Consider the following 25,616-nt stretch of genomic DNA (forward strand, 5'->3'; position numbering starts at 1 on the left):
GCTCTCGGCTCTCGGCTCTCGGCTCTCGGCTCTCGGCTCTCGGCTCTCGGCTCTCGGCTCGAAGCTCGAAGCTCGAAGCTCGAAGCTCGAAGCTCGAAGCTCGAAGCTCGAAGCTCCGATCATCGTGTCGACTCAGTGAACTACTGGCCGATACTCTCCAGCAAACAACTGTCACAGTGGAGCTCGCTGCGGGGACTTTATGCGCATAAACCTCGCGGCCAGTTCCGGCGACCTACCGCGCGCTCGCCGCCAACGCAAGTCTCGTTGCCGGTGACGCCCGCGTTGATAAATAGCGGTCCGGACACGGCACGAACGGATTCGAATTGGTGCCGTGCTGGCCAAATCGCTTGAGCGCTCTAAGCATCCAAGCGGCTATCACTCCGCGGCCACTACAGCGCACGGCACGCATCGACCAAACCGGTCTGCCGACACATCGCCCTCCAACCTCTCTTAACCACAACAGCGTCCCCATCACCGCGCCCGCGTCCTTTATGCGCATAAACCTATCCCGAACGGCTAATCCTTCTTGTGTTTACACAAAAACGATTGAAATACCAATTCATCCAGGTAAAATCCATCTGCGTCTAAAAAGAGGAGGTGAAGATTGGCAGCAGAAATCATCGCGGTAACTCAGCAGAAGGGCGGGGTCGGGAAGAGCACAATCGCGATGCACCTCGGCGCTGCATTTCATGAAAAAGGCAAACGCGTCCTCGTCGTAGACGCAGACGGTCAAAACACGCTGATCCATTGGGCCAGTGCATCATCAGACGGCGACACCGGCATCCCCTTTCCAGTCGTCAACCTCTCCGAAGCAGGCAGCCAGATCCATCGCGAGATCAAGAAGTTCGTGTCTGACTACGACATCATCGTCGTCGACTGCCCGCCTTCTATCACCGAGAAAGTCTCCGGCGTCGTCCTTCTCGCTGCGAGCGTCGCGGTGATCCCGACATCGTCATCGCCCGCCGACTACTGGTCGAGTATTGGATTGGTGAAGCTTGTCCAGCAGGCTCAGGTCATGAACGAAGACCTGCGTGCGGTCTTCCTGCTCAATAAGACCGAAGAAAAACGGATGCTGACGCGCGAACTGAAGCGCGCGTTGGAGGAGCTCGGGTTCCCGTTGCTCAAGACACAGATCCCGACTCGTGAGGCCTACAAGCAGGCCATGGCGTTAGGGCAAACAGTGCTTCAGATGAATGATCGCGGCGCCAAGCTGGCCGCCATCGAAGTACGGGCATGCGCGAATGAGATCGCTGCCTTGCTCCCGTGAAATTTATGCGCATAAAGGACCCTGAATGAAACCCTCCCAATTCGCCAAAGGCTTTCAAGCACGTCCTGATTCGACCAGCAGCGAAAAGCGAACCGCGCTCGATCGCCTGAACGCTATCGACGGCCTGGTCAAGAATGACCCAAAGACTAGCGAGGCGGCGCGGCATACCCTCGCGCCCGTCATGCCATCGCAAAGCGTTGCCGAAGTCGACGCCATTGACGCGGCTAATGAATCGGCGGCATACCGCACGTGGCGCAACGAGCACGGCTACCGGCCGGGTCAAGTCATCGAGCTGGCGCTTAAGACGATCAAGCCGAGTCCGTTCAATCCGCGGCACTTCTATCTGAAGTCGTCGATTGCCGAGCTCGCCGTCAATCTGGCCAAGCAGGGGCAGCAGCAGGCGATTCACGTCATCCCTGATTACGACAATCCCGGCACCTACTACGTCAGCGATGGCGGACGACGCGTGCGGGCCCTGAAAGAAGCGAACAAGGAAACGGTGAAGGCGATCGTCATCGATCTGCCGATCGGTATCCAGAGCTACAAGCTCGGCTACGACCTCAACGTGCAGCGCGATTCGCAGACGGTGTTCGACAACGCGGTCGTATGGAAACGCTTTCTCGACGATCGGCATTTTCAGAGTCAGAAGGAACTTGCCGAACACCTTGGGCTAGACGAGTCGACCGTCGCGGTTGCCTTGTCGATCGCCAAATTGCCTGAGGTCGTCATGCATGAGATGGTCGCGCGACCGGACCGCTTCGGCTCGAACATGGCGTATCAGGTGGGTCGATATCACACCGCCCGCGGCGCCGATGCAACGCTGCGTCTGATCAACAAGATCCTCTCGGACGATCTGAGTACGCGACAAGTCGCGGACATCGTCAAGGGAAGGGCGAGCGCCCAGGAAAGCGCCAAACCAGCAGGCCGGCAACGCTACGCGCAACGCCTGGAAATCAAACTCGACGGTGTGTCGGTCGGCGATCTCAAATCGTACGGTGATGATCGAATCGAACTGCGCCTGAAGGGGCTCACGCGTGAAAAGCGCGACGACATCCTTCGGCAGATTGAGAAGATGTTGAAGTAAGAAAAGACTGTACAGAGATGGGGCAGGCGGCAGCCAAGAGCCGCGCCCCACTCGATGATTACGCCGCGCGCGATTGGCTCAGCGTGAAGGCAAGCAGATCACCGTCAGTAGGCTCGCCCCAGGTCTTGCGAGCCAGCCAGTCGAAGAATGCCGTTTCGACAATCTTCGAATCCAGCCCGCGACGGCGCCAGTCGTCGCGCATGTGCGTGCCGAGTCCCGGCAATTCATCTTCCTCAAACGACTGCCGCGCGATCTCCCGCTCGGACTCACCTTGTTCGTCGTACAACTCGCGCGCTTCCTTACGGCGATACGCCGAGTACTCGCCGAGCAGGCGAGCCTTGAGGTCGTCGGCCGGCGCGGCAACCGCAGCCTTGCCGCCACCTCCCGACGGCAGCGCTTCGACCGGCGGCGCGTAACCTTTCTTCAACGCGTCCTTGAACAACGCGGGCGCGCTGCGCACCGCCGGCAACGACGTGCTGCGCATGCGTTGCTCGGTCATCTGCAGCGCGGCGCGAATGCGATTTTCCTCGCTGTCGGCGTAGAGCGTTTGCGCTTCTTTCAGCGGGATGCCGATCTTCACCATCCGGTCGACCAGCGTGCTGTCGAACACGTTCGGATGTTCGTCGAGCGCGAGCATCGGCTGCTTGCGTTCGGTCACGCGGAACTGGATCTCGGCGACCCGTCGTCCTTCCCGGTGCTCGATCAGTTCGACGAAGATGTTGGTAACGGCGTTCACTTCGGCGATGGCCGGGCGCAAGTAATCACGCTTGAAGTATTTGTACTCGCGCTTCGCTTCATCGCCCGCTTCCGTATCCGGTGTGCCGGACAGGATAGGGCGCCACCATTCCCACGTCTCGCGCATCGTCAGATGGCTCGGGTTGGTCAGGTAGCGCACGCATATCTCGTACAGCGCGAGACCCGCGCTGCTGCGCAGCTGGCTCTGGAACTGGAGACTCAGGCGGGCGTACTGAACCGGATCGAGCAGCTTCTTCTTGATCTTCGGCGCAAACGAGAATTCCACCCAGACGCGGCGGGTGGTCGGGTCTTCGAGAATTTCCGCGTCGGCAATCAGCGTGGAAATACCCCATTTCCGGCCCGGCTTCTGACTGGACGTGCCGGTGCTCCATTCGACCTGAACCGACACCATGCGCCGCAAGTGCTCCTTGACGAGCGCCGTGTCATTGGAATCAAACGCGGAGTTCGCGACGATATCGGACAACAAGGCACGATACGTGTCGCCGGATTCGTCCGCTTGCTGAGCCACAGCGAGGAGCACGTTGAACAGCTTGCGGGTAAGGAGTGTGATTTTGCCGCTTTTAGGCTGAATCGCGATCGCCTCGACGGCTTTGCGCAATTCGGCCGAGCTCGGGCTGACTACGTCGGTCTTCTTCGCGCGCTTCGTGGCCATGCGTCTGGTCGAGGAGGGATTTGGCGAGAGCATACCGGCTGCGGTGATACGCGTCTATAGCGTGCATCTCACCGTTGCGGGTGAAGCGAGTTTACGAGGCGCAACTCACCTCGAACAACTCCCGAAAACCCTCACCTCAACCGTTTCGCGCCAGGTTCGCACCATCCTTGCAGGTCGCGGGCCTGGCAAATTCGGACCATTTCCGCAGCGTGCGCGAACCGAAGCCATCTGATCCCGAATCTTCTCACCTCAAAAAAATTTCGAGAATTTTGACGGGTGCGCCCGCGGACCGGGCGCGCTCGTGGTTGATCAATGCGGCGAACAAACTCCGAGCAACATTGTCAGCAGGAGAGGGCTGCGCCGGCGCAAAACGTGGGACGCTGACATGCGAGCGGTCGGATCGACGCCGCCTTAACAAGCAAGGCCTCCACATGCGCACTGCGCCGTGCGAAGCACGCCGAGCCTAGCTACAAGCCTGCCGCGCGCGTTCTTGAAACCGCCCCGCACGCAGCAGCCCACGCATTCACGGCGATGCCGCAGCCCCACGGGGACCTCCGCAGGCGTCACAAGCTTTCCAACCGTGCACCCGGCCCAGGTCGGCACAGCCTGAGCTTCGCGTATTGATGCAACTACCACTTGTGCAACGGTTATAGGCAGTGGCCGACCAAGGCGTTCTGACTCGATGGGTCCGAATCAACGCTCTCAAAGCCCCCGAAAAAGCTCACCTTAGTGCTAGCGGCGTGCTTGGAACGACGCGGCCTTCAGGCGGGTTGAGCTCCAAAAGCACGGAAAAAGGGTCCCGAAAAACCTCACCATAGAGCGATCTGAGAGTCTCCAGCCACCCCAAAAAAGAGCCCCCGAAAAACCTCACCTTTGCGAAATTCATCAAAAATATTCAACGATTTCATCAACTTAGAGATCGCACTTTAGCAGAGCCATCCGCGAACACTCCCGTAAAATCTCACCTCAAAGCCCATTTCGGTGAAATCCCGCATTTCTGATCCCAATCGTCACTGGTCCTGAAAAATCTCACCGTTCGATTTCCGCGACCGTAAAACGCAAACGACTTCGGCAGCGTCAGTAGGGCTTTTCCGGGCGATGGAAGCCATTTTGGTCCCGTATTTCCTCACCTTGACGATCACCAAGCACCCAAACGACTCCTGAAAAACCTCACCTTTGACCCAAACCGGGTGCATTTCGCGGACGGTACAAGCCTCAAAACCCGACCTCCCGAATTTCCTCACCTTTGGCAGACAGCGACCCTCCAATTCATCAGCGTAGACCCCGACATTCAGCCCGAAACCCGGCCTCGCTCCCGAAAACTCTCACCTTAGGCACCGGAATGCACAGAAATAAGGCAAAAATGCCACCCCTTCCCCGTAAAATCTCACCTTCGGTTCGCGTTTTCTCCCGACTTGACTCACCAATGGGGTTAACGAGCTCAAAATAAGGCCGAAATTGGGCGGACGAACACATCCCGAAAGCGCTCACCTTGGCCCCGCTCGGGCCACGAACAGACTTTCTAGTGCTGCCGGGCGATCCACGGCGTTCAGGTCCTGCAAAATCTCACCTTTAGTCATACCGCACTTTTGAGGTGGCTCCTGAACCCGCTCACGTCCTGTCCCGGACCCGCTCACCGAGGCCCCCGAACCTCATCACTCTACATTCCCGCAAGACCTCACCACCTCTCCCGCAAAGCTTCACCTTACCCGGCTGGAACCCTTGCCAGATAAGGCTTTGCCGTGGCGTTAACGTTTTTAACATGGGTTCAAAGGTGTTTACTTTTATTACTCTCTAGCATTTCCCCGCGCGTCCTTCGGACAAAGCCTTCCAACCAAAGTAGCCATCATGAAGCGTTCGTGAAACAGTGCGCGATCGCTGTAAAACCTTTAAAAGCTCTTTCTTTACAAGACCTTATTGGCTATTCTTCGTTTTGTTTCACGGAAAAAACCAGCTAGCACAAATCCGCCGCCCCACGTCTAGCAGCAAAACACGCCTTTTCTCGAATCCGTGTTCCAGACCAACAAATACGTAGCAAACAGTACGTAAATTGTTATGATTTATCCAATTCGAGCGACATCGAGGTATACATGAATCTGGATCAGGAACGGCAATCCATTCGAAACGAGCTTGAAGCGCTGCGAGCCAACGGGGCACGGCGACAAGAACTTTCGCTGCACGCATGCAAGCGTCTGTTTTTTGATCTGGGAATCCGGCCCTCCATGGCAACCGTTCGTGATCTGACCCAGACTGGCAGTGCGAGCGACATTCCAAAAGATATTGACCACTTCTGGGAGCGCATTCGAAATGTCTCGCGCGTGAAAGTCGGCTCCGGCGCTATTCCGAAAGCGCTCGAAGACCGTGCCGGCGAATTGCTGGGCGCGCTTTTCGAAGAAGCCGTCGCTCATGCACGCACAACGCTCGACGACGAGCGCGAGGAAATTCGTGCGCAAATCACCGCCGCCGACCAACGCGCTAGAGAGGCGGAAATTCGTCAGCAGGCATCGGAAGACGCGATCAAGCGCAGCGAATTGCGAGCGGAGGCCGCCTGGGAACGAGTTCGCGTGCTCGAAGCCGAGTTGTCGAGCGCGACCACACACGGAAATGCTCACCAGGAAGGTTTACAGGCAACGGTGCGTCGACTCGATCACGAAAATGAAGCGCTTCGTCAACGGCTCGACACCGAACTCGCGACCAATGCAACGCTGCGGGACCGGATCGACGCATTGCATGTCGAATTGCGCCAAAGCACTGAACACTATGCGCAGCAGATCAAGGACGCCGTCGCCGAAGCCGAGCGGCGCGTCAAGCCGATGCTGGTCGAGCTCGATTCCTTGCGCAGCATGGCGGCCACTTATCAGTCCGGGGTGCGCGACGCAAGCCGCAAGGAATTTGAGTTTATTCAGCAAATCGCCGCGGCCAAGGCGCGTGGCGACCGGCTCGACGCTCAGTTGCGCGAGCAGTCCGACGAAGTGGACGCGCTCACGAAAGAAGTCGCCGTCCTGCGCGGCCAGCAAGGCATCGATCCGGCGATCGCGAGTCTGCTTTGCTCGCTGGTCGAAGCCGGCCGGCTGACGGGTGACGAATTAAAGGCGATCGGCACCGCGGCGGACGGTCATGTCGCCCTCCCGCTGCGGTGTCCAAAATGCGAGGAAGGTGAGCCCGAACTGTCACAAGTGGATCACCGCTTCGAACTGCAATGTCCGGAGTGCGATCACTCGTCGGGTCTCGGCGAATCAAGGCTGGAGGCGGTTAGCCGGTTTTTGTCGAGCGACCCGATTGCAGCGTCGGCGTGACGTTTGCCGCGGCGCAATAGCGGATAAATTGTCAAAGGTGAGGAAATTCGGGACTCGAAAGGTGAGCAGTTTCAGGACTCGCCGGCTCCCCTTTTCCTCGTCAAACGCCCGTCGCGCCTAGGCGCTGGCAGCGGCGGAACGGCCGGATCCGGCACATCTGCGGCAGGAGAATCCTGCTGATCCATCCAGTTTTGCCACGCGCGATACAGACGGTTCGCCGACACCGCCTGCACAAACCCCAGCCACTGCCCGACCAGTTCCGCCTCGACCCCGCTCTCGAACAGATCCGCCGCAAACGTATTGCGCAATGTTTGCGGACTGGCTCGCGACGCCCGCGACTCGGCGATCCCGGAGCCGTCGATCAAGGCGTCGACCGCGCGCAGCATGGTGGCTTTATGCATCGGACGTCCGGAAGGCGATGCGGGAAAAACCAGATTACCCGCCAGCTCCGACAGACGCCTTTCGGCGAGCCACGCATCGAGAATAGCCGCGGCGAAAGGCGCGAGCCGAGTGCGCCGCGTCAGTATCGGGTTGGCTGACTCGATCGTCACCCAAGGTGAGCCCGCATTCACGCAACTAACCGTAAGCGAAGTAGCCTCGCCCGTCTTCAACCCACCGCCTAAAAACACAGCAATCAAAGCGCGGTCCCGCCGTTCCCTCCAACGTTGCGCCGCAGACAAATCCGGCAACGGTGAAAACAGATGCGCGATCAATGCGGTTCGTTCGGCGTGGTTGAGAAAGCCGGTCGGCTCGTTGTCGCGCGCGTTTCGCCACGCTGCTTCGCCATCCTGAGCAATGAAGCGCGCCGGATTGGTCGAAGCGGATTCGATTTCGCGCACATGATCGAGCACCCGCTCGATCAACCGTAAATACCGCACACGCTGTGTTTTTTTGACATCGAGTCCGGCGACGAATTCAGCAATCGTGTGAGCATCGACTGTGACCAGACTCTTTTGACGCGCGCTCAGCCAATCGAGAAAAAGCCCCCACTGCGCCTGGTAGACTTCAGCGGAAGAACGGCGGAAATGTTGTTTGGCAAGCCATGCATCGAATGCGATTTGCGGGTCGCGGCGCCAGTCTTCACGTTGCTGATCGAAGAGATCCGTGGACGGCGCAGGGCGCGGGGCCGGGTCGGTCAGATGAGGAGGTGACATGAGCTATTCTTCCGTTAGTTGCACACATTGTAGGTGGCAACCAATGGAAATGCAGCCCCGCTTCAGTCGCCCCAAGCGCGCGCGTGTTTCAGCGGCGCGTTTTCCGACGACGGTTGTGCAGCGCGGCGTGCCGCCTCTTCATAGGCACTGACCGCGAACGCGAACACCGCCGGCAGTGCCGTGGACGTGCCGAAGTCCACCGCCTCGTCTGTTTCCGGATACGGCAGGTCGGACGGTCGTTGAAAAAGGCCCAGCATCACCGCGTCGTGCCGGCTGGCGAAGCCGAGGTCAGCGAGCGCTTCGGCTTCGATGGCATGCAGCAAACGCCAGGTGAGCGGCACCTGCTGCACGATGTAGCGCGCAGCAATATTGCGGACGATGTGTTCGAGATCACGCGCTGCGGTTTGATAGCGCAGTGCGGCCAGAGCGTGGTCGGTCGAGTCGGTTGTCAGGTTGTTCATGATCGGCTCCAGTCGATACCCTGTACTGTACAAATATACAGTGTCCGATGCAACCTCCGCCGAAGTGCCGATTCCGCCAACTGCTAGCCACGGTGCGCCGGAAAATCAGCCGTGAATCACCACCAGCAAAGCCTTTGCCTCGCCCTTTCCGGCGTTGCGGATAGCGTGCGGCTCGTCGGCGACATAGCGCGCGGTGTCCGCCGCCTTCAGTCGCTTCGTCGTGCCGGCCGCCTCGATTTCGATCGATCCTTGCAGCACGGTCAGATGCTCGCGCGTGCCGGGTTCGTGCGCGTTCGACACCAGCGCCCCGCCCACCTGCAGCGTCAGCTCGTACCATTCGAACTTGCCGGCCAGCTCGATCGGCCCCCACACGCGCAACTGGTACTTGGCGTCGTGCCCGCTCAATGTGGGAATCTCGTGCGGACCGGAGACGGCGATCGCTTCCGGCGTCTTTTGCGGCGCGAACAGCGAATCGAGGCTGACGCCGAGCGCATTGGTCAGCCGCCAGGCGACCGCAATGGTCGGATTGGCCTTGTCGCGTTCGATTTCCGAAAGCATTGATTTCGACACGCCGGCCGCGCGCGACAGATCGTCGAGCGTCATGCGCCGTTCGGCGCGCAGACGCTGAATCTGCTCGCCGACGCGCGGCGGCGCCGCGACTGCCGGGACCGAAGTCGCCCCTGGGATGGGCGCCGCGTTGGCCGCGGCGCGGCGGATACCCGAACTTGCCATTTCCTGACCCATCGTTTAGAGTTGTTCGACATACCGGATTTTAGTTCGGAAAAACGAAAATATCCGATAAAACTGACTGCCGACTATAACAGGCCGCCTCGTGGTCGCACATGCCGAACACGCTGACACGGGCGCTATCACCCTTTTCAGGAGTCTGGTTCATGCGTGACCTTTACCTCGCCCATCTGCGCGGCACCCTCGAGCAGATTCGCGCTGACGGCTTTTACAAGAACGAGCGCGTGATCGCCAGCCCGCAATCGGCCGACATTCGTCTGGCTAACGGCACGGACGTGCTGAACTTCTGCGCGAACAATTACCTCGGCCTCGCCGGCGACGCACGGCTGATCGACGCCGCCAAGCAGGGCTTGGACAACGACGGCTTTGGCATGGCGTCGGTGCGTTTCATCTGCGGCACGCAAACCGTGCACAAGGATCTGGAACACGCGCTCGCCGCGTTTCTGCAAACCGACGATTGCATCCTCTACTCCAGCTGCTTCGATGCAAACGGTGGCCTGTTCGAAACCCTGCTCGACGAAAACGACGCGATCATCAGCGACGAACTGAACCACGCGAGCATCATCGACGGCGTGCGGCTCTCGAAGGCGAAGCGCTTTCGCTACAAGAACAACGATCTCGCCGATCTCGAAGCGAAGCTGGTCGAAGCGAAGGCCGCCGGCGCGCGCTTCACACTGATTGCCACCGATGGCGTGTTCTCCATGGACGGCATCATCGCCGACCTCGCCGGCATCTGCGATCTGGCCGACCGTTACAGCGCGCTCGTGATGGTCGACGACTCGCACGCCGTGGGTTTTGTCGGCGAACACGGGCGCGGCACGCCGGAGCATTGTGGCGTGCTGTCGCGCATCGACATCATCACCGGCACGTTAGGTAAAGCGCTGGGCGGCGCATCGGGCGGCTACGTGGCCGCGCGCAAGGAGATCGTGGAGTTGCTGCGTCAGCGCTCGCGTCCCTATCTGTTCTCGAACACGCTGACGCCGAGCATTGCCGCCGCTTCGCTGAAAGTGCTCGAACTGCTGGCGAGTGACGAAGGCGCGCAACTGCGCGCACGCGTGCGCGAAAACGGCGCGCACTTCCGCAGCAAGATGAGCGCGCTCGGCTTCACGCTCGTGCCCGGCGAACATCCGATCATTCCTGTCATGCTCGGCGACGCGCAACTCGCTTCGAAAATGGCCGATGCACTCCTGAAGGAAGGCGTGTACGTGATCGGCTTCTCGTTCCCGGTGGTGCCGAAAGGCCGCGCACGCATTCGCACACAGATGAGCGCCGCGCACACGCCCGAACAGATCGACCGCGCGGTGGATGCATTCGCGCGCGTCGGCCGTGAACTCGGCGTCATCTAATACGGAGGCGCACATGAAAGCATTGGCAAAACTCGAACGCGCTCCCGGCCTCACGCTCACGGACGTCAAGAAACCCGAAGTCGGCCACAACGACGTGATGATCCGCATCACGCGCACCGCGATTTGCGGCACCGATATTCACATCTGGAAGTGGGACGACTGGGCGCAAAAAACGATTCCCGTGCCGATGCACGTCGGTCACGAATACGTGGGCGAAATCGTCGAAATGGGTCAGGAAGTGCGTGGCTTTGCAATCGGCGATCGCGTGTCGGGCGAAGGACATATCACGTGCGGTTTCTGCCGCAATTGTCGCGCTGGTCGCAGACATTTGTGCCGCAATACGGTGGGCGTCGGCGTGAATCGTGAAGGCGCGTTTGCCGAGTATCTGGTGATTCCGGCATTCAACGCATTCAAGATTCCGCCCGAGATTTCCGACGACCTCGCCGCGATTTTCGATCCGTTCGGCAACGCCACGCATACCGCGCTGTCGTTCAATCTGGTCGGCGAAGACGTGTTGATCACTGGCGCCGGACCCATCGGCATCATGGCGGTGGCGATCGCGAAACATGTGGGCGCGCGTAATGTCGTGATTACAGACGTCAACGACTATCGCCTCGAACTCGCGCGCAAGATGGGCGCGACGCGTGCGGTCAACGTCTCGCGCGAATCGTTGCGCGACGTGATGGCGGATCTGCACATGACAGAAGGTTTCGACGTCGGGCTGGAAATGTCCGGTGTGCCGAGCGCGTTCACCGGCATGCTCGAAGCGATGAACCACGGCGGTAAGATCGCGCTGCTCGGCATTCCGCCCGCGCAGACCGCGATCGACTGGACTCAGGTGATCTTCAAAGGCCTCGAAATCAAGGGCATTTATGGACGCGAGATGTTCGAGACCTGGTACAAGATGGTCGCGATGCTGCAAAGCGGCCTGGATCTCTCGCCGATCCTCACGCACCATTTCAAGGTCGACGACTATCAGGAAGCGTTCGCCACGATGCTCTCCGGCGAGAGCGGCAAGGTGATTCTCGATTGGACGGCCGCGTGAGTTAACACTGAACGTGCTTTAACGCGCGCAATCGCAGCAGCGCGCACAGCGAAAAAAGCTTAGACAAAACGCCCGCGCCGCGCTCACCCGCCTGCGGGCGTTTTAACGAATTCGGCCTGAATGCGCACATGAATATCGTCGCCGACGGCCGGATACCACGTCGCCAAACCGAACTTCGCGCGACTGAAATGACCCTCGGCGGAAAAACCGAGCGTGTCTTTTTTCGTGAGCGGATCGGGGGCAAAACCGTTGAAGGTCACGTCGAGCGTGACCGGTTGCGTGACGCCGCGAATCGTCAGGTCGCCAGTCAACGTGCCGCGCGATTCACCCGTGCGCTCAAAACGCGTGCTGACGAAGCGAATCTCCGGATAACGCTCCACGTCGAGCATGTTGCCGCTCTTCACCATCTTGTCGAGCAAAGGCACATTCGTATCGATGCTCGCGGCGTCGATCGTTACCGAAACCGTACTCTTGTCGAGACCGCCTTCGTTCCAGTCGAGCTCTCCCTTCTTGCGATCGAAGCGTGCAGTGAAGCGTGAATACTTGAAGTGATCGATGTCGAAGGTAATGCTGCAGTGATCCGGATCGATTTCGTAGCGGCCGGGCGGCACGCGCGTTTCGTTCTGGCTGACCGTATGCGTGAGCACTTGCACAGGCGTGCAGGCTGCCGCCGTCAGAAGTGATGCGCTGAGCAAGGCGCGCATGAACGTGGCGCGGAGAGTCAGTGTGCTCATGAAGTTCGTTCCCGTTGATCGATCGTGCTCAAGATAACAGTTCGCACACCCCACCTGCAAAAACGCAAAAGACTTGACGGAGGAGAATGATCGTTCTACCCTTCGTCCATGGCTACGGAAACTCACACTGAATCAGTCACACCCGGCAGTGCGCGCGAGCGGCTGCTGGACGCGGCTGAGGCGCTGATCTACGCCGGCGGTATTCACGCAACCGGCGTGGACGCGATCGTCAAGCAGTCCGGCACGGCGCGTAAAAGCTTTTACACGCACTTCGAATCGAAAGACGCGCTCGTGGCGGCCGCGCTCGACCGGCGCGACGAACGCTGGATGAACTGGTTCATCGCGGGCACGCAACGGCATGGCAAGACGGCGCGCAAACGCCTGCTCGGCATGTTCGAGGTGCTGCGCGAATGGTTTGCATCGGAGGATTTTCACGGTTGCGCGTTTCTGAATGCGTCCGGCGAGATTGCCTCCGCGGACGACCCGATCCGGATCGTCGCGCGCCATCACAAGGAACGCCTGCTGGCGTTCGTGCAAACCGAATGCGATGCATTCGCGGCGGAGTCGGACATCGACGCCCGTCGCACGGCGCGCTTGTCGCGTCAATGGCTGATCTTGCTCGACGGCGCCATTGCCGTGGCGCTGGTGAGCGGCGAGCCCGATGCCGCACTCGACGCGCAAGCTGCAGCCCAAGTCCTGCTCGACGCGGAGTGTGCGAGCGAGCCAGGCATCCCGCCAAGCAAACGACCGCCATCCCGGCGAACCGCAACCTGACTGAGGAACCATCATGGCCGACACAATCGAAACCCGCCCGCCGCTGCCGCCCTTCACACGCGAAACCGCGATCCAGAAAGTGCGCGCCGCGGAAGACGGCTGGAATACGCGCGACCCGGAGCGCGTGTCGCTCGCCTACACGGTGGACAGCGTGTGGCGCAACCGCGCCGAGTTCACGCACGGCCGCGCGGAAATTGTCGGCTTGTTGCGCCGCAAATGGGCGAGAGAACTCGACTACCGTTTGATCAAGGAGCTGTGGGCGTTTACCGATAACCGTATCGCCGTGCGCTTTGCCTATGAATGGCACGACGATTCGAACAACTGGTTCCGCTCGTACGGCAACGAGAACTGGGAATTCGACGAACACGGACTGATGGCGCACCGTCACGCCAGCATCAACGATATGCCGATTCGCGAAGCCGACCGTCTCTATCACTGGCCGCTTGGCCGCCGCCCCGACGATCATCCGAGTCTCTCCGATCTCGGTCTCTGACCTTACGCCGGTGAATGCGTGATGCGCGTTCACCGCTCTGCCATCGGTTCTCCGTTACTGTTGTGTCTGCGCCGCGGGGCACGTCTTGTGCCCGCGCGCCCGAGCGTGTCCTCAACATCGTGTGTGCGGCTTGAGGTACAGTGCGCGACGGACGGCATGCAAGCATACCCAGAACACAGATGACGCCGGCGCTCGACCGGTGGCGGAGAGGACATGCATTTTCGGCAGATCAACAAGAATATCCGACGTACCGCAGTGGCGCTCGTGGCTAGCCTCGCTGCTGCGTCGGCCGCGCATGCGGGCAACTGGTGCGAGGGTGGCGTCTGGGTCGACGCCATGCTGGGTTCGTATCACATCAACCCCGACCCAGATACCCATTTCGAACAGTTCAACCCGGGCCTCGGCGTCGAATGCTGGCTCAATAACCAATGGGCGTTGACTGCCGGCGGCTTTCGCAACTCGCTGCGCCGGCCTTCCTACTATGGCGGCGGTGTGTGGGCGCCGGAGTTCGCGCACTGGGGCATCGTGCGGATCGCGGCGATCGGCGGGATTATCTCTGGCTATAACTATGGCAACTGGGGTTTGGGCCGCGACCATACGATCGGTCCGGTGGTCGCGCCGATCGTCATGGTCGAATACAAGCGTGTGGGCGCGAACTTCATTGTGATTCCGCCGATCCCATCGGATGATCTTCCGTTCACCATTGGGTTTCAGTTGAAGGTGAAGTTCTAGCCAAATGCCACTTCACAAGCAGATCGTGACATTTCACATCGGCATTTTCGTGGCAAATGAGTCGCGATCCTCTCTTCCGTAGTCCGCGAGGTCGGCAAGCAAAGCATGTCAGGGCAGGTGTCGAAAATCCCGTATATGTCAGGCATTTCAGGCATTCAGACAGCACCGCCGTCTTGGCGAGACGACAGCCCGCAAGGTGAGACGTTCCAGGAGATCGCGCACAGAAAGTGAGGTGTCCCGGGAGGTGAGCGATCACCGCGATTCAAGCGCACCTGAACCTCATCTGAGCCTACGGTGAGTATTTCCAGGGAGTCCTGGCCGAACAATGGCGCATTCGAATATGAAGACTGGGGCCATACAGAGCAAGCGTTAAACCGGTATATGGACTCCGCCTTCAGGACCCGCTCCCCTTTCGGCCCTCGCCACACCTGCGGCATTGCGCGGCGCGCAACCTCAATCTCCGTTGTGACGACCATGCCGCCATCAACTTCCAGGAAATTTGAACGCCGACCACCCCGCGATGGCCGTTGTCCGGCGGTCGGCGACCATGCGGGAAGGATTCGTAGCTCAATGGCAAGCAATAGCGTCACCGACTTTAAGTAGCCGCGGGACAACGAAGCCGTTCGTGCGTGAAGACTATCTCCGCCGATTACTGCTTGCAGCAATGCGCGCAACTATCGGCACCAAACGAGGATTGAACGCCGGGATCGAGCTACTCCGACATTCAGCTCGAGCGACAATTGCATCAATGGTGACTCGTGCAACCGCACGTTGTGCTCGCTTCGCGAAGTGCTTCAGACGGCGATCGCTCACAGGATGCCGCGCCCATATCAGCGCCGCGAACCAGCCGATCACCGTCCATCCCAGCAAGATGTTCACCATGGTCACCGCAAAGGCGTCCTTGCGTTCTCTGGCGTCCGCAATCATTGCGGGCGCCAGATACAGCATCAGCGCACTCAGAACCACCGCACCTTCGATAATCTTCAACATTTCGACACCTCGCTACAACCTCGGTACGCAGACGACCTTCAGATTAGTGACCTGAGTACAGACGACCAAGAGACTGGTCAGGTTGACGGCTGCCGGATTCCGAAGACGACGCCACGACGCCACCGTACGAATCATTGACCGAACCGACTGCATTGTTGCGTTCGGCTGCGACGGTTTGTGCGCTCTGGCCGCGCTGCGACGCCGGGGCGCCAACCGACGGGCGATACGAAGGTGCCGGACCATATCCACTGGCAAATGCGGGAGCAGCGAAAGCGGTAGTGGCTGCGACGAGCAAGGCTGCAAGAAGTTTGCTTTTCATGATGAATCTCCAATGCGATTTTTTAGGAGCACCGCGAGTCGAGTGAGACGCGCGCCACTGACAAGATGCAGTTTAGGTGGCGCCTATCTTTTTTCTATGCCGATAGCGTGAAATCACAGTTGCTGCAAACCGAACAATGAGGCGGAGCGCGGCTCATGGCGGGTTTCAGGGCATCCCAGTGCTGAGAAAGGCCGATGACCAACAGTCCGCGGGTGACCGAAAATTCGCGTTCAGGTCGAGGCAGAGGGCGAAAACATGGATTCGCCTGCGGTGCTAGCATCGTTGACGGACAAGTTGTGACAACTGCGAAGTGCAGGCCCGATCTTGGAGTGCAGATCCGAAATGTCATCACGTATCGACAAGTCTTCGCTGGTGTTCGACAGCATCGAAAACGATGAGCACAACCGATGCGTGGACCTGTTCCTGCGTTCGGACAGCACGTACGGATTCGAAGAATTTCGTCGCGACGTTGAAGACGGGGGAGCCTGGACGCCGGTCCAATATTATTCGGGCGCTGTGTTTCCTTCGAAGGAGGAAGCGCTCGACGCGGCAGTCAAAGCAGTCGTCTGGCTTGCCGATAGGGTCGCTCGTTGAGGTGAGCTGTTCCAGGATGGTGAGGAATTCCAGGAGATAGCGCCGCACCGATGCATGGTGAGGAATTCCAGGAGATGACACCAGCACGATCAAAGGTGAGGAATTCCAGGAGATGACGCTCGTCACGATCAACGGTGAAGGTTTCCAGGAGACAGTCTGCTTAGACTTGCTTAGAGGTGAGCCGACCCAGGAGCTGGAATAGCACCTTAGCCATACACAAATACACGTGAAGGTGAGCCGTTCCAGGAGATCGCCCGGCAAAGGTGAGCGATTCCAGGAGGTGAGTTAACGCCGCGCTGAATCCGCACCTGAGATAAGGTGAGGATTTCCAGGGAGTTCTATTCATAGCGTCTACGGTGAAGCATCAAGCGCTCAAGCACCTCACCTTGAAGCGTATCGGCGCGACGCCGATGCCGCCCATCTGCTTACATCCTCTTCCATATACAAACAAAGCGTGAACGCGTCAGCTTGCCCGCGCAATGCTGCGAAAAGCCATGTGACCCACGCTACAAGGCGACACACACGCTAACGCGTTTCGCGGCAACCGCCATTCATCGCCGAGCTTGTAACCGCTTCGTAAAACATGATCTTTCGCCGGTTGATAAGTTGCGCATGACACGCAACGCCGCCGCTCCAAACACGAGCGACGACGTGACGTGACCATAGACTCATCGAAGGAGAAAGCATGAAGAAGTTATTGGCAATCGCGGCGCTGGCCGCCTTGAGCGCAACCTTGGGTGGATGCTGGTGGGGTCCGCCTCCGGGTTGGGGCGGCGGCGGTCCGGGCCACGGTGGCCCCGGCGGCGGTCCGGGTGGCGGCGGTCCTGGTGGAGGCGATGGGCCTCATGGCACGATCGTCGTTCCCGGCAACGTCGCTCAAGCCTGATCGATACACACCGCGCGTGAGTTCACGCGCGGCAACCGTGCAAGCAACTACGCCGGAAACGTCATCGACACCACGAACCCGCCGTCAGCCGCGTTATCCGCATGAAAAGCGCCACCGTTATACCGCACCAGACGCCGCACGATCGCAAGGCCCAAACCGCAATGCGCATCGCCGCTGCGGGCTTCGTCGAGTCGCACGAAGGGTTGCAGCGCTCGGTCGAGCTGACCGCCAGGTATGCCGCTGCCATGATCCCGCACCTCGAGCGTGAAGCGGCCGTTATGCCGTGACGTCGAGATTTCCACCGGCGGTTCGCCATAGGTGAGCGCGTTCTCGATCAGGTTCGTCAGAATCCGGTCGAGGTCGACGAGCGGCAGCTCGAAGCTGTCGCCGGCCTGCAGATGCAGACGCACGAGTGCATCGTCGGCGAGACTGTCGCCGTAATGCCGGCGGCAATGCGCGTCGACGTTGGTGCGCGGCGAGGTGTCCGCGGTCTCGCGCGCAAAATCCAGAAACTGCGTGACGATGCGCGACAACGACTCCGCATCGCGCAAGAAGCCGCGACGGTTCGCTTCGTCGGGCAGCAGATCCGCGCGCACCTGCATGCGCGTGATCGGCGCGCGCAGATCGTGCGCCACGCCGGCCAGCATCACCGCGCGCTCCTGCTCGGCCTGCGCGAGTTCATGCACCATCTGGTTGAAGTCGCCGATCAACTCCTTCACCTCGCGCGGACCGCTCGCCTCCACGACCGGCGCGCGATGGCCGACGCGGAACTCGCGCGCCGCAAGCGCCAGCCGATGCAACGGCCGCTGTAAATGCCACGCGCCGAACAACGCGATGATCACCGCGAACACCAGCATCGTCGCCGACGCACCAAGAAAACGTCGCGCCGGCAGCATCGAATTCCGCAGTTTGAGCCAGTCCGAATTGCCCGCGTAGTGCACCCACACCGTGCCATCATCGGCGTCGGCCACTACCTGGCTGCCAGGCGGCAACTTCGCGCGCAAGTCCCGTTCGAACGGACCCGAAGTGTTCTCACACGGCGCGGGACAGCCCGACGCGATCGCGTCGCTCGCCTTCACATACGACACGCCGAGTATCGCCGAGACGTGCGACGCGGCCAGTGCGCCGTCATGTTCTGCCTGGACCGCGAGAAGCAGAGCGCGCTGCGCATGACCCGTGTCGATCTGACCGCGCTCGCGGTCCACGAGCAACATGGCGGTGATGTGGACCAGCACGATCAGGCTCACCGTCATCAACGAGAGCCGGCCGAACAGCGTGTTAAAGGGATTGGTCATCGTCACTGCCGCCAGGCACGAACATGTAGCCGGTGCCGCGTATCGTCTGGATCAGGCGCGGATTGGCCGGATCGTCTTCGAGCAGACGGCGCAGGCGCCACACCGGCACGTCGATACCCCGTTCGGTCACTTCCGAATACGGACCGTGCAGCAGGTCGACGAGCTTCGAGCGCGACAGCGTTTCCATCGGATGTTGCGCGAGCACTTCGAGCAACGCGTATTCGCTGCCGGTCAGCTTGAGCGGCTCATCGTCGCGAAACAGCGTGCGACTGGCGAAATCGAGGCGGAAGCGGCCGAAGCGCAGCGCTTCGCGCTTCTCGACCGGCGCTGCTGCTGCAGGCGCGGCTTGCGCGTGCCGGCGCAGCACCGCATGAATACGCGCGAGCAATTCCTGCGGCATGAACGGCTTGCCGAGATAGTCGTCGGCGCCGAGTTCGAGACCGACCACGCGATCCACGCCGTCGGCGCGTGCCGTCAGCATGATCACGGGAATCGTGTCGCCGTTGGCGCGCAATTGCTTGAGAGCGCTGAGTCCGTCGATGCCCGGCATCATCAGATCGAGCACGATGATGGACGGCCGCTCGCGTTCAAGCCGGCGACTCAAATGATTGGCGTCGTGCAGCACGGACATCTCGATGCCGCGTTGCTGGAAGAAGGTTCGGAGCAGGTCACGAAGGTCGGCGTCGTCGTCGACCAGTAGAACCTGGATGGGCGTGTCTGACATGGCTGAGCCCTGATCGATGAGGACAATTGACTGACGGCGTTCCCGCGCGCCTGGCACTCGTCGAAATATATCGAATCGCGCGGCGCCAGCGGTTTCCGGTTCTTAACCACGCTTACAGTTTATTACGGCAACGCGGCCAGTTCGAGTGGCTTGCGTCGAGCCATCACGTCCCTTCACGTCATCCCGGCGCGCTGCGTTACAAGTCGTAATCGCAGTCTAAGCCACCGTAAGACGCCGCTCTCTATGCTGGGCTCCATCTTGCCGCTGGCGCGGCGCTGCGTGGGCTCTTTCGCGAGCGAACGGCGCATGCCAGACGGTCCTTGGTCGAATCCAGTCGAAGGATGCTCACAGCATGCCCGCTCTCTCTATCGCGGTTGAACCGTCACGGCGCGCGCCGGCGTTCACGCTGCTTGCGGCGGCCGTTGCCGCTGCCACGTTCATGTTGTCCGGTTGCGGCGAACAGGCGTCTCACGGACCGGTGCAGTCGGTCCCCGAAGTCAGCGTCGAAACCATCAAAGCACATACCGTCGTGTCGAGCACCGAATTGTCCGGGCGGCTCTCGGCGATTCGCGTCGCCGAAGTCAGGCCGCAGGTCGAAGGCATCGTCAGAAAGCGCCTGTTTACCGAGGGCTCGCAGGTCGTGGCCGGCGCCGTGCTGTATCAGATCGACGCGTCTAGCTATCAGGCCGCCTACGACCAGGCGGTCGGCACGCTGGCCAAAGCAGTGGCGACGGCCAGCGCCGCGCAGACCAAGGCCACTCGCTATGCCGAACTCTCGAAGATCCAGGGCGTGAGCCGCCAGGACTACGACGACGCCGTCGCCGCGCTGGACGAAGCGAAAGCCGACGTGGTTGCCGACCGCGCCGCGTTGAAGACCGCGGCGATCAACCTAGGCTACACGAAAGTCGTGGCGCCGATTGCGGGCCGCATCGGCAAATCGAGCGTGACCGAAGGCGCGCTCGTGACCGCTGAGCAGACCACCGCGCTCGCCACGGTGCAGGCGACCACCGAGATGTATCTCGACGTCACGCGTTCTTCCGCGGACTGGCTGCGTCTGCAGAAGGAATTCGCGAGCGGTCAATTGCAGCAGGCCGGCACGGACGGCGCGGTCGTTCATCTGGTGATGGAAGACGGCAGCACCTATGCGCAAGCCGGCAAGCTGCTGTTTTCCGATATCACCGTCGACGCCACCACCGGCTCGGTGACCTTGCGCTGCGTGTTCCCGAATCCTGACGGCGTGTTGTTGCCCGGCATGTTCGTGCGCGCGCGGCTCGATGAAGGCGTGAACCAGCAGGCGATCACGGTGCCGCAACTCGCGGTCTCGCGCGCGTCGGACGGCTCCGCCAGCGTGCTCACCGTCGGCGCCGACAACAAGGTCGCGCAAACAGCCGTGACGGCCGACACCGCGTCGGGCAGCGACTGGCTCGTCACGAGCGGCCTCAAGGCGGGCGATCGCGTGATCGTCGCGGGCTCGCAGAAAGCGCGCACCGGCGTGGTCGTCAAGCCGGTCGAACGTCCCGGCACGTCGGGCAGATCGGCCGCGCCCGCCACCGCGGACAACACGTCGGCAGCCCATAGTTAAAGCGAGATTCTCATGGCAGGATTTTTTATCAACCGACCGATCCTCGCATGGGTCATCGCGATCGTCATCATGATGATCGGCGGTGCTTCCATTGGGACGCTTCCGGTCGAACAGTATCCGAGCGTGGCGCCGGTTTCCGTGCAGATCACGGCGACCTATCCGGGCGCCTCGGCCGAAACCATCGCGACCACCGTCACGCAGGTGATCGAGCAAAAGCTGAGCGGCATCGACCATCTGCTCTATATGTCGTCCACCAGCAGTTCGTCCGGACAGGCGCGCATCACGCTCACGTTCCAGCAAGGCACCAATGCGGATATCGCGCAGGTGCAAGTGCAGAACAAGGTGGAGCAGGCCAGTTCGTCGCTGCCGGAGACGGTTCAGGAGCAAGGCGTGCAGGTCGCGAAAGCGGCCAACGCGTTCCTGATGATCGTGTCGCTGTCGTCGACGGACGGCAGCATGAATTCAATCGATCTCGGCAATATCATCGCCACGCAGATCGAGGACCCGCTCACGCAGATCGACGGCGTCGGCGACGTCACGCTGTTCGGCGCGCAACACGCCATGCGCATCTGGCTCGATCCGGTGAAGCTGCAGGCGGTCGGGCTGACCACTGCCGACGTGACCACCGCGATCACGAATCAGAACGTGCAACTCTCCGTGGGCCAGATCGGCGGCTCGCCGTCCACGAAAACGCAGGCCATCAACGCGACGATTTCCGCGTCGAGCCTGCTCACCACGCCCGCGCAGTTCGGCGCGATCCTGCTGCGTGTGAATAGCGACGGCTCGAAGGTCATGCTCAAGGACGTCGCGCGCGTCGAGGTGGGCGGCGACGACTACAGCACGGACTCACGCCTGAACGGCAAGCCGGCGGCCTCGCTCGCGGTCAAGCTCGCGAGCGGCGCGAATGCCATGAGCGTCGCGAAGGCCGTGCGCGCCAAGCTCGACGAACTGAGCGGGCAATTGCCGCGCAACGTGGTGGTCGACTATCCGTACGACACCACGCCATTCGTGAAGATCTCGATCGAAGAAGTGGTGAAGACGCTGGTCGAAGCGGTGATGCTGGTGTTCGTCGTGATGTACGTGTTTTTGCAGAACCTGCGCGCGACGCTGATTCCGACCATTGTCGTGCCGGTGGCCTTGCTCGGCACGTTCGCGGTGATGTCGGTGGTCGGCTTTTCGATCAACGTGCTGTCGATGTTCGGGCTGGTGCTGGCAATCGGCTTGCTGGTGGACGACGCCATCGTGGTCGTCGAAAACGTCGAGCGGTTGATCGCCGAAGAAGGACTGTCTCCGGTCGAAGCCACGCGCAAGGCGATGAAGCAGATCACCGGCGCACTGGTCGGCATCACGACGGTGCTGATCGCCGTGTTCATTCCGATGGCGTTCTTCTCGGGCTCGACGGGCGCGATCTATCGGCAGTTCTCCGTGACGATCGTCGCGGCGATGCTGCTCTCGGTGTTCCTCGCACTGACGCTCACGCCGGCGCTGTGCGCGACTTTGCTGCGGCGCACCGACGTCGAGCATCACGCGAAACGCGGCGTGTTCGGCTGGTTCAACCGCGTGCTTGCGCGCGGCACCGATCGCTACGACTCGGCGGTCTCGCGCGTGATCGGCAATCCGATGCGCTACATGGTGATCTATGTGTTGATCGCGGGCGTCGTGGCGTTGCTCTTCATGAAGCTGCCCTCGTCGTACCTGCCGGACGAGGATCAGGGGATCATCATCACGTCGATTTCCGCGCCCGTCGGAACGCCGTCCGCGCAGACGCTGGAAACGGTGAAAAAGGTCGAAGCCTATTATCTCGCGCTTCCGCAGGTCGACAAGATCATTGCGCTGACGGGCTTCAGCTTCAACGGCTCCGGCCAGAACAACGCGTTGACCTTCGTGAAGCTCAAGGACTGGAGCACGCGGCGCGGCAAGGACGGCTCGGCGGCGGCGCTCATCCAGCACGCCAACATGCACTTCGCCGCCACGCGCGACGCGCAGATTTTCGCGCTCAATCCGCCGGCCATTCAGGAACTCGGCACGCAGAGCGGTCTCGACTTCGAACTGGAAGACCGCGCGGGCCAAGGGCACGACAAGCTGATGGCCGCGCGCCAGCAACTGCTCGCGCTCGCTGCCAAAGACAGCGCGCTGTCCGGCATGCGTCCCGGCGGTCTCGACGATACGCCACAGTTTCATGTCGACATCGACCGTGAGAAGGCGAGCGCGCTCGGGCTCTCCATTGCCGATGTGAGCGACACGTTGCAGACGGCGTTCGGCTCGTCGTATGTGAACAACTATGTCGACACGGGGCGGATTCAAAAGGTCTATGTCCAGGCCGATGCGCCCTACCGGATGATGCCGTCGGACATCGGTCGATGGTATGTGCGGTCGAGCACCACGAGCAGTTCGAGCAGCACCACTTCGACAAGCACAAGTGCGACTGCCACCACGAGCAGCTCGACCACAAGCGGTTACGACGGCGAGATGGTGCCCTTCTCCGCCTTCGCCACCGGTAAATGGACCTTCGGGCCGCCGCAGATCGAGCGCTTCAACCGCACGCTGGCGATGGAAATCACCGCGCAAACCGGCGCGAACACCAGCACGGGCCAGGCAATGGACGCCGTCGACGCGCTCGTCAAGAAACTGCCCGCGGGCTACGGCATCGACTGGACCGGGCAATCGTACCAGGAGCGCATTGCCGGTTCGCAGGCGATCTATCTATACGCGATTTCGCTGATCGTGGTGTTCCTCTGCCTCGCCGGTCTGTATGAAAGCTGGTCCATTCCGATCGCGGTGATTCTGGTGGTGCCGCTCGGCGTGCTCGGCGCGGTGCTGGGCGCGCATATCCGCGGGCTCTCCGACGACATCTATTTCAAGGTCGGCTTGCTCGCAACCATCGGCCTGTCCACCAAGAACGCGATCCTGATCGTCGAATTCGCCAAGGATCTGCAGGCACAGGGGCGCGGGCTGATCGACGCGACCATCGAAGCCGCCCGGCTGCGACTGCGGCCGATTCTGATGACGTCGCTCGCGTTCATATTCGGTGTCTTGCCGCTCGTGATCAGCACCGGCGCCGGTTCGGCGAGCCGTCATGCGATCGGCACCGGCGTGATGGGCGGCATGATCGCCGCCACGTTCCTCGCGATCTTTTTCGTGCCGGTGTTCTTCGTCGTCGTGCGACGCCTGTTCGGCGAACACGGCGACACCAAGCAACAGGAAGGTGTTGAATGATGAGACTCAAACTCGGTGCCTGCGCAGTGGCGTTCGCGCTCACCGTGCTCACGGGCTGCACGCTCGATCCGCACTATGAGCGGCCTGCGGCGCCGGTTGCGGTGGCGTATCCGCGAGGCGATGCCTACGAAAGCACGAGCGCGGCGGCGGCTTCAAAGAGCGCGAGCGGCACGGCCGCCACACCACTGCTCGCCGTCGATACCGCATGGCGAAGCTTCTTTCGCGATGAGCGTCTGCAGCGGTTGATCGACATCGCGCTGGCGAACAACCGCGACATGCGCGTGGCGGCGTTGAACGTCGCCGAGTACGAAGCGCAATACCGCATCACGCGCGCCGCGCTTGCGCCGTCAATCAGCGCGAGCGGCAGCCTGACTCGCGAGCGGACCCAAGGCGTGACGTCCAGTGTCAGCGATCTCAACGTCGGCACGACGTCGTGGGAAATCGATTTCTTTGGGCGCTTGCGCAGCCTCAAGCGTCAAGCGCTGGAAAATTACCTCGCAACGGATGCATCGCGCCAAAGCACGCAGATCAGTCTGATCGCGACGGTAGCGACCGACTATCTGACCTTGCTGTCCGATGAGCGCCTGCTGCAGTTGACCGAAGACACGGTCAAGGCGGATCAGTCGACCTACGAGGTGACGAAGCGCGTGCAGGAGTTGGGCAACTCTTCTCTGCTCGACGTGCAACAAGCCGAGAACTCTCTGGCTAGCGCGAAGGCCAGCCTGGCGTCTTACCGTCGCGCCGTCGCGCAAGACCGCAACAACCTGGTCGCCGTGCTCGGCGCGCCGATTCCCGACGACCTGCCGCCTGCCCGCTCATTCGACGATGAGTCGATGTTCGCCGACATCGGTGCGGGCGTGCCGTCGCTGTTGCTCACCCGTCGCCCTGACATCGTGCAGGCGGAGCACGCGTTGAAAGCGGCGAACGCGAATATCGGCGCCGCGCGCGCCGCGTTCTTCCCGAAGATCGAATTGACAGCGACGGCCGGCACGTCGAGTTCGACGCTCTCGAGTCTGTTCAAGGCCGGCACGGGAGCGTGGGCGTTCGCGCCGAGCGTGTCGGTGCCGATCTTCGATTACGGCAGCAACAAGGCATCGCTCGATGTCGCGAAGATCGAGAAGCAGATCGAGGTCGCCGACTACGAAAGCACGATCCAGACGGCGTTCAAAGAGGTCTCGAATGCGCTGACGGCGCGCGCCACTTACGTCGATCAGGTGCAGGCGGATCGCGAATACGTGGCGTCCTCGCAGCGTTACTACACGCTGGCCGAAGCGCGTTACAAGGCGGGCACGGATAGCTTTCTGACTTTCCTCGACGCGCAGCGCACGCTCTACACCGCGCAGCAGCAACTCGCGACCGATACGCTGTCGCGGCAAGCCAATCTCGTGACGTTGTATAAGGTGCTGGGCGGAGGTTGGGAGCAAGGTTGAAAGCGTATAGGTGAGAAGATTCGGGAGCCGGCGAGGTGA

General features: G+C 61.0%; 22 protein-coding genes. 13 read left to right on the top strand and 9 right to left on the bottom strand.

Annotated elements, in window-relative coordinates; translation table 11 throughout:
• Positions 1 to 604 precede the first annotated feature (604 nt).
• Together parA and PQR42_RS28875 are read left to right on the top strand one after the other, a co-directional pair.
• Positions 605 to 1,267, top strand: coding sequence for a ParA family partition ATPase (gene parA / locus PQR42_RS28870; RefSeq protein ID WP_012428795.1), 663 nt, complete (start codon positions 605 to 607; stop codon positions 1,265 to 1,267).
• 25 nt (positions 1,268 to 1,292) lie between these two features.
• Positions 1,293 to 2,351 carry a ParB/RepB/Spo0J family partition protein gene (locus tag PQR42_RS28875; RefSeq protein WP_408213605.1) on the top strand — a complete coding sequence of 353 codons (1,059 nt, stop codon included), beginning with the start codon at positions 1,293 to 1,295 and terminating at the stop codon, positions 2,349 to 2,351.
• A gap of 58 nt (positions 2,352 to 2,409) precedes the next feature.
• On the opposite strand, the gene PQR42_RS28880 is transcribed toward PQR42_RS28875, so the two are convergent.
• Positions 2,410 to 3,759: a replication initiation protein gene (locus tag PQR42_RS28880; RefSeq protein ID WP_408213603.1), complete on the bottom strand. Its 1,350-nt coding sequence runs from the start codon at positions 3,757 to 3,759 to the stop codon at positions 2,410 to 2,412.
• Positions 3,760 to 5,849: 2,090 nt separating this feature from the next.
• Here PQR42_RS28880 and PQR42_RS28885 point away from each other — a divergent pair.
• Positions 5,850 to 7,055, top strand: coding sequence for a DNA-binding protein (locus PQR42_RS28885; protein ID WP_408389212.1), 1,206 nt, complete (start codon positions 5,850 to 5,852; stop codon positions 7,053 to 7,055).
• Positions 7,056 to 7,126: 71 nt separating this feature from the next.
• Here the strand turns inward: PQR42_RS28885 and PQR42_RS28890 are convergent, their stop codons facing one another.
• The 3 genes from PQR42_RS28890 to PQR42_RS28900 form a co-directional block, all read right to left on the bottom strand.
• On the bottom strand, positions 7,127 to 8,209 hold the full coding sequence (locus PQR42_RS28890; protein WP_408389214.1) for a tyrosine-type recombinase/integrase: 1,083 nt from the start codon (positions 8,207 to 8,209) through the stop codon (positions 7,127 to 7,129).
• A gap of 62 nt (positions 8,210 to 8,271) precedes the next feature.
• The gene (locus PQR42_RS28895) at positions 8,272 to 8,670 is read right to left on the bottom strand and encodes a DUF2471 family protein (protein ID WP_408213594.1); all 399 of its coding nucleotides are present in this window, start codon (positions 8,668 to 8,670) and stop codon (positions 8,272 to 8,274) included.
• 105 nt (positions 8,671 to 8,775) lie between these two features.
• The gene (locus tag PQR42_RS28900; protein ID WP_408389216.1) at positions 8,776 to 9,414 is read right to left on the bottom strand and encodes a helix-turn-helix domain-containing protein; all 639 of its coding nucleotides are present in this window, start codon (positions 9,412 to 9,414) and stop codon (positions 8,776 to 8,778) included.
• A 149-nt stretch (positions 9,415 to 9,563) separates the two neighbouring features.
• Here PQR42_RS28900 and PQR42_RS28905 point away from each other — a divergent pair, with 149 nt between their 5' ends.
• Both PQR42_RS28905 and tdh read left to right on the top strand, forming a co-directional pair.
• Positions 9,564 to 10,763: a glycine C-acetyltransferase gene (locus tag PQR42_RS28905; protein WP_408494305.1), complete on the top strand. Its 1,200-nt coding sequence runs from the start codon at positions 9,564 to 9,566 to the stop codon at positions 10,761 to 10,763.
• Positions 10,764 to 10,776: 13 nt separating this feature from the next.
• The gene (gene tdh / locus PQR42_RS28910; protein ID WP_132383412.1) at positions 10,777 to 11,808 is read left to right on the top strand and encodes an L-threonine 3-dehydrogenase; all 1,032 of its coding nucleotides are present in this window, start codon (positions 10,777 to 10,779) and stop codon (positions 11,806 to 11,808) included.
• 83 nt (positions 11,809 to 11,891) lie between these two features.
• On the opposite strand, the gene PQR42_RS28915 is transcribed toward tdh, so the two are convergent.
• Positions 11,892 to 12,542 carry a YceI family protein gene (locus tag PQR42_RS28915; protein WP_408213585.1) on the bottom strand — a complete coding sequence of 217 codons (651 nt, stop codon included), beginning with the start codon at positions 12,540 to 12,542 and terminating at the stop codon, positions 11,892 to 11,894.
• Positions 12,543 to 12,650: 108 nt separating this feature from the next.
• Between PQR42_RS28915 and PQR42_RS28920 the strand changes: the two genes are divergently transcribed.
• The 3 genes from PQR42_RS28920 to PQR42_RS28930 all read left to right on the top strand — a co-directional run bounded on the left by PQR42_RS28920 (position 12,651) and on the right by PQR42_RS28930 (position 14,541).
• Complete coding sequence (locus PQR42_RS28920; RefSeq protein ID WP_408213582.1) at positions 12,651 to 13,316, top strand: TetR/AcrR family transcriptional regulator; 666 nt, start codon at positions 12,651 to 12,653, stop codon at positions 13,314 to 13,316.
• 13 nt (positions 13,317 to 13,329) lie between these two features.
• Positions 13,330 to 13,809: a nuclear transport factor 2 family protein gene (locus PQR42_RS28925; protein WP_408213579.1), complete on the top strand. Its 480-nt coding sequence runs from the start codon at positions 13,330 to 13,332 to the stop codon at positions 13,807 to 13,809.
• Between the two features lie 213 nt (positions 13,810 to 14,022).
• The gene (locus PQR42_RS28930; RefSeq protein WP_408213577.1) at positions 14,023 to 14,541 is read left to right on the top strand and encodes a hypothetical protein; all 519 of its coding nucleotides are present in this window, start codon (positions 14,023 to 14,025) and stop codon (positions 14,539 to 14,541) included.
• Positions 14,542 to 15,177: 636 nt separating this feature from the next.
• Here the strand turns inward: PQR42_RS28930 and PQR42_RS28935 are convergent.
• Together PQR42_RS28935 and PQR42_RS28940 are read right to left on the bottom strand one after the other, a co-directional pair.
• On the bottom strand, positions 15,178 to 15,531 hold the full coding sequence (locus PQR42_RS28935; RefSeq protein ID WP_408213571.1) for a superinfection immunity protein: 354 nt from the start codon (positions 15,529 to 15,531) through the stop codon (positions 15,178 to 15,180).
• Between the two features lie 43 nt (positions 15,532 to 15,574).
• Positions 15,575 to 15,850, bottom strand: a complete 276-nt coding sequence (locus tag PQR42_RS28940; protein ID WP_408389220.1) for a hypothetical protein — start codon at positions 15,848 to 15,850, stop codon at positions 15,575 to 15,577.
• A gap of 342 nt (positions 15,851 to 16,192) precedes the next feature.
• Between PQR42_RS28940 and PQR42_RS28945 the strand changes: the two genes are divergently transcribed.
• Both PQR42_RS28945 and PQR42_RS28950 read left to right on the top strand, forming a co-directional pair.
• The gene (locus PQR42_RS28945) at positions 16,193 to 16,444 is read left to right on the top strand and encodes a hypothetical protein (RefSeq protein ID WP_408213566.1); all 252 of its coding nucleotides are present in this window, start codon (positions 16,193 to 16,195) and stop codon (positions 16,442 to 16,444) included.
• A gap of 685 nt (positions 16,445 to 17,129) precedes the next feature.
• A complete protein-coding gene (locus PQR42_RS28950; RefSeq protein WP_408389222.1) occupies positions 17,130 to 17,330 on the top strand; it encodes a hypothetical protein in 201 nt (66 codons plus the stop codon).
• A gap of 47 nt (positions 17,331 to 17,377) precedes the next feature.
• Here the strand turns inward: PQR42_RS28950 and PQR42_RS28955 are convergent, their stop codons facing one another.
• The gene (locus PQR42_RS28955) at positions 17,378 to 18,625 is read right to left on the bottom strand and encodes an ATP-binding protein (protein WP_408389224.1); all 1,248 of its coding nucleotides are present in this window, start codon (positions 18,623 to 18,625) and stop codon (positions 17,378 to 17,380) included.
• Positions 18,609 to 19,349 (bottom strand): response regulator, encoded by a 741-nt coding sequence (locus PQR42_RS28960; protein WP_408389226.1) that lies wholly within the window; start codon positions 19,347 to 19,349, stop codon positions 18,609 to 18,611. Before PQR42_RS28960 ends, PQR42_RS28955 begins: the two co-directional genes overlap by 17 nt.
• Before the next feature lie 352 nt (positions 19,350 to 19,701).
• Here PQR42_RS28960 and PQR42_RS28965 point away from each other — a divergent pair, with 352 nt between their 5' ends.
• The 3 genes from PQR42_RS28965 to PQR42_RS28975 are packed head-to-tail and all read left to right on the top strand — an operon-like array spanning position 19,702 to position 25,577.
• On the top strand, positions 19,702 to 20,931 hold the full coding sequence (locus PQR42_RS28965; protein ID WP_408389228.1) for an efflux RND transporter periplasmic adaptor subunit: 1,230 nt from the start codon (positions 19,702 to 19,704) through the stop codon (positions 20,929 to 20,931).
• A 12-nt stretch (positions 20,932 to 20,943) separates the two neighbouring features.
• Positions 20,944 to 24,147, top strand: a complete 3,204-nt coding sequence (locus PQR42_RS28970) for an efflux RND transporter permease subunit (RefSeq protein ID WP_408389230.1) — start codon at positions 20,944 to 20,946, stop codon at positions 24,145 to 24,147.
• Positions 24,144 to 25,577, top strand: a complete 1,434-nt coding sequence (locus PQR42_RS28975) for an efflux transporter outer membrane subunit (protein ID WP_408389232.1) — start codon at positions 24,144 to 24,146, stop codon at positions 25,575 to 25,577. The genes PQR42_RS28970 and PQR42_RS28975 overlap by 4 nt, the downstream gene beginning before the upstream one ends.
• Positions 25,578 to 25,616: the final 39 nt, after the last annotated feature.

Source organism: Paraburkholderia sediminicola, assembly GCF_046027355.1.
GTDB classification, from domain to species: Bacteria; Pseudomonadota; Gammaproteobacteria; order Burkholderiales; family Burkholderiaceae; genus Paraburkholderia; species Paraburkholderia sediminicola_B.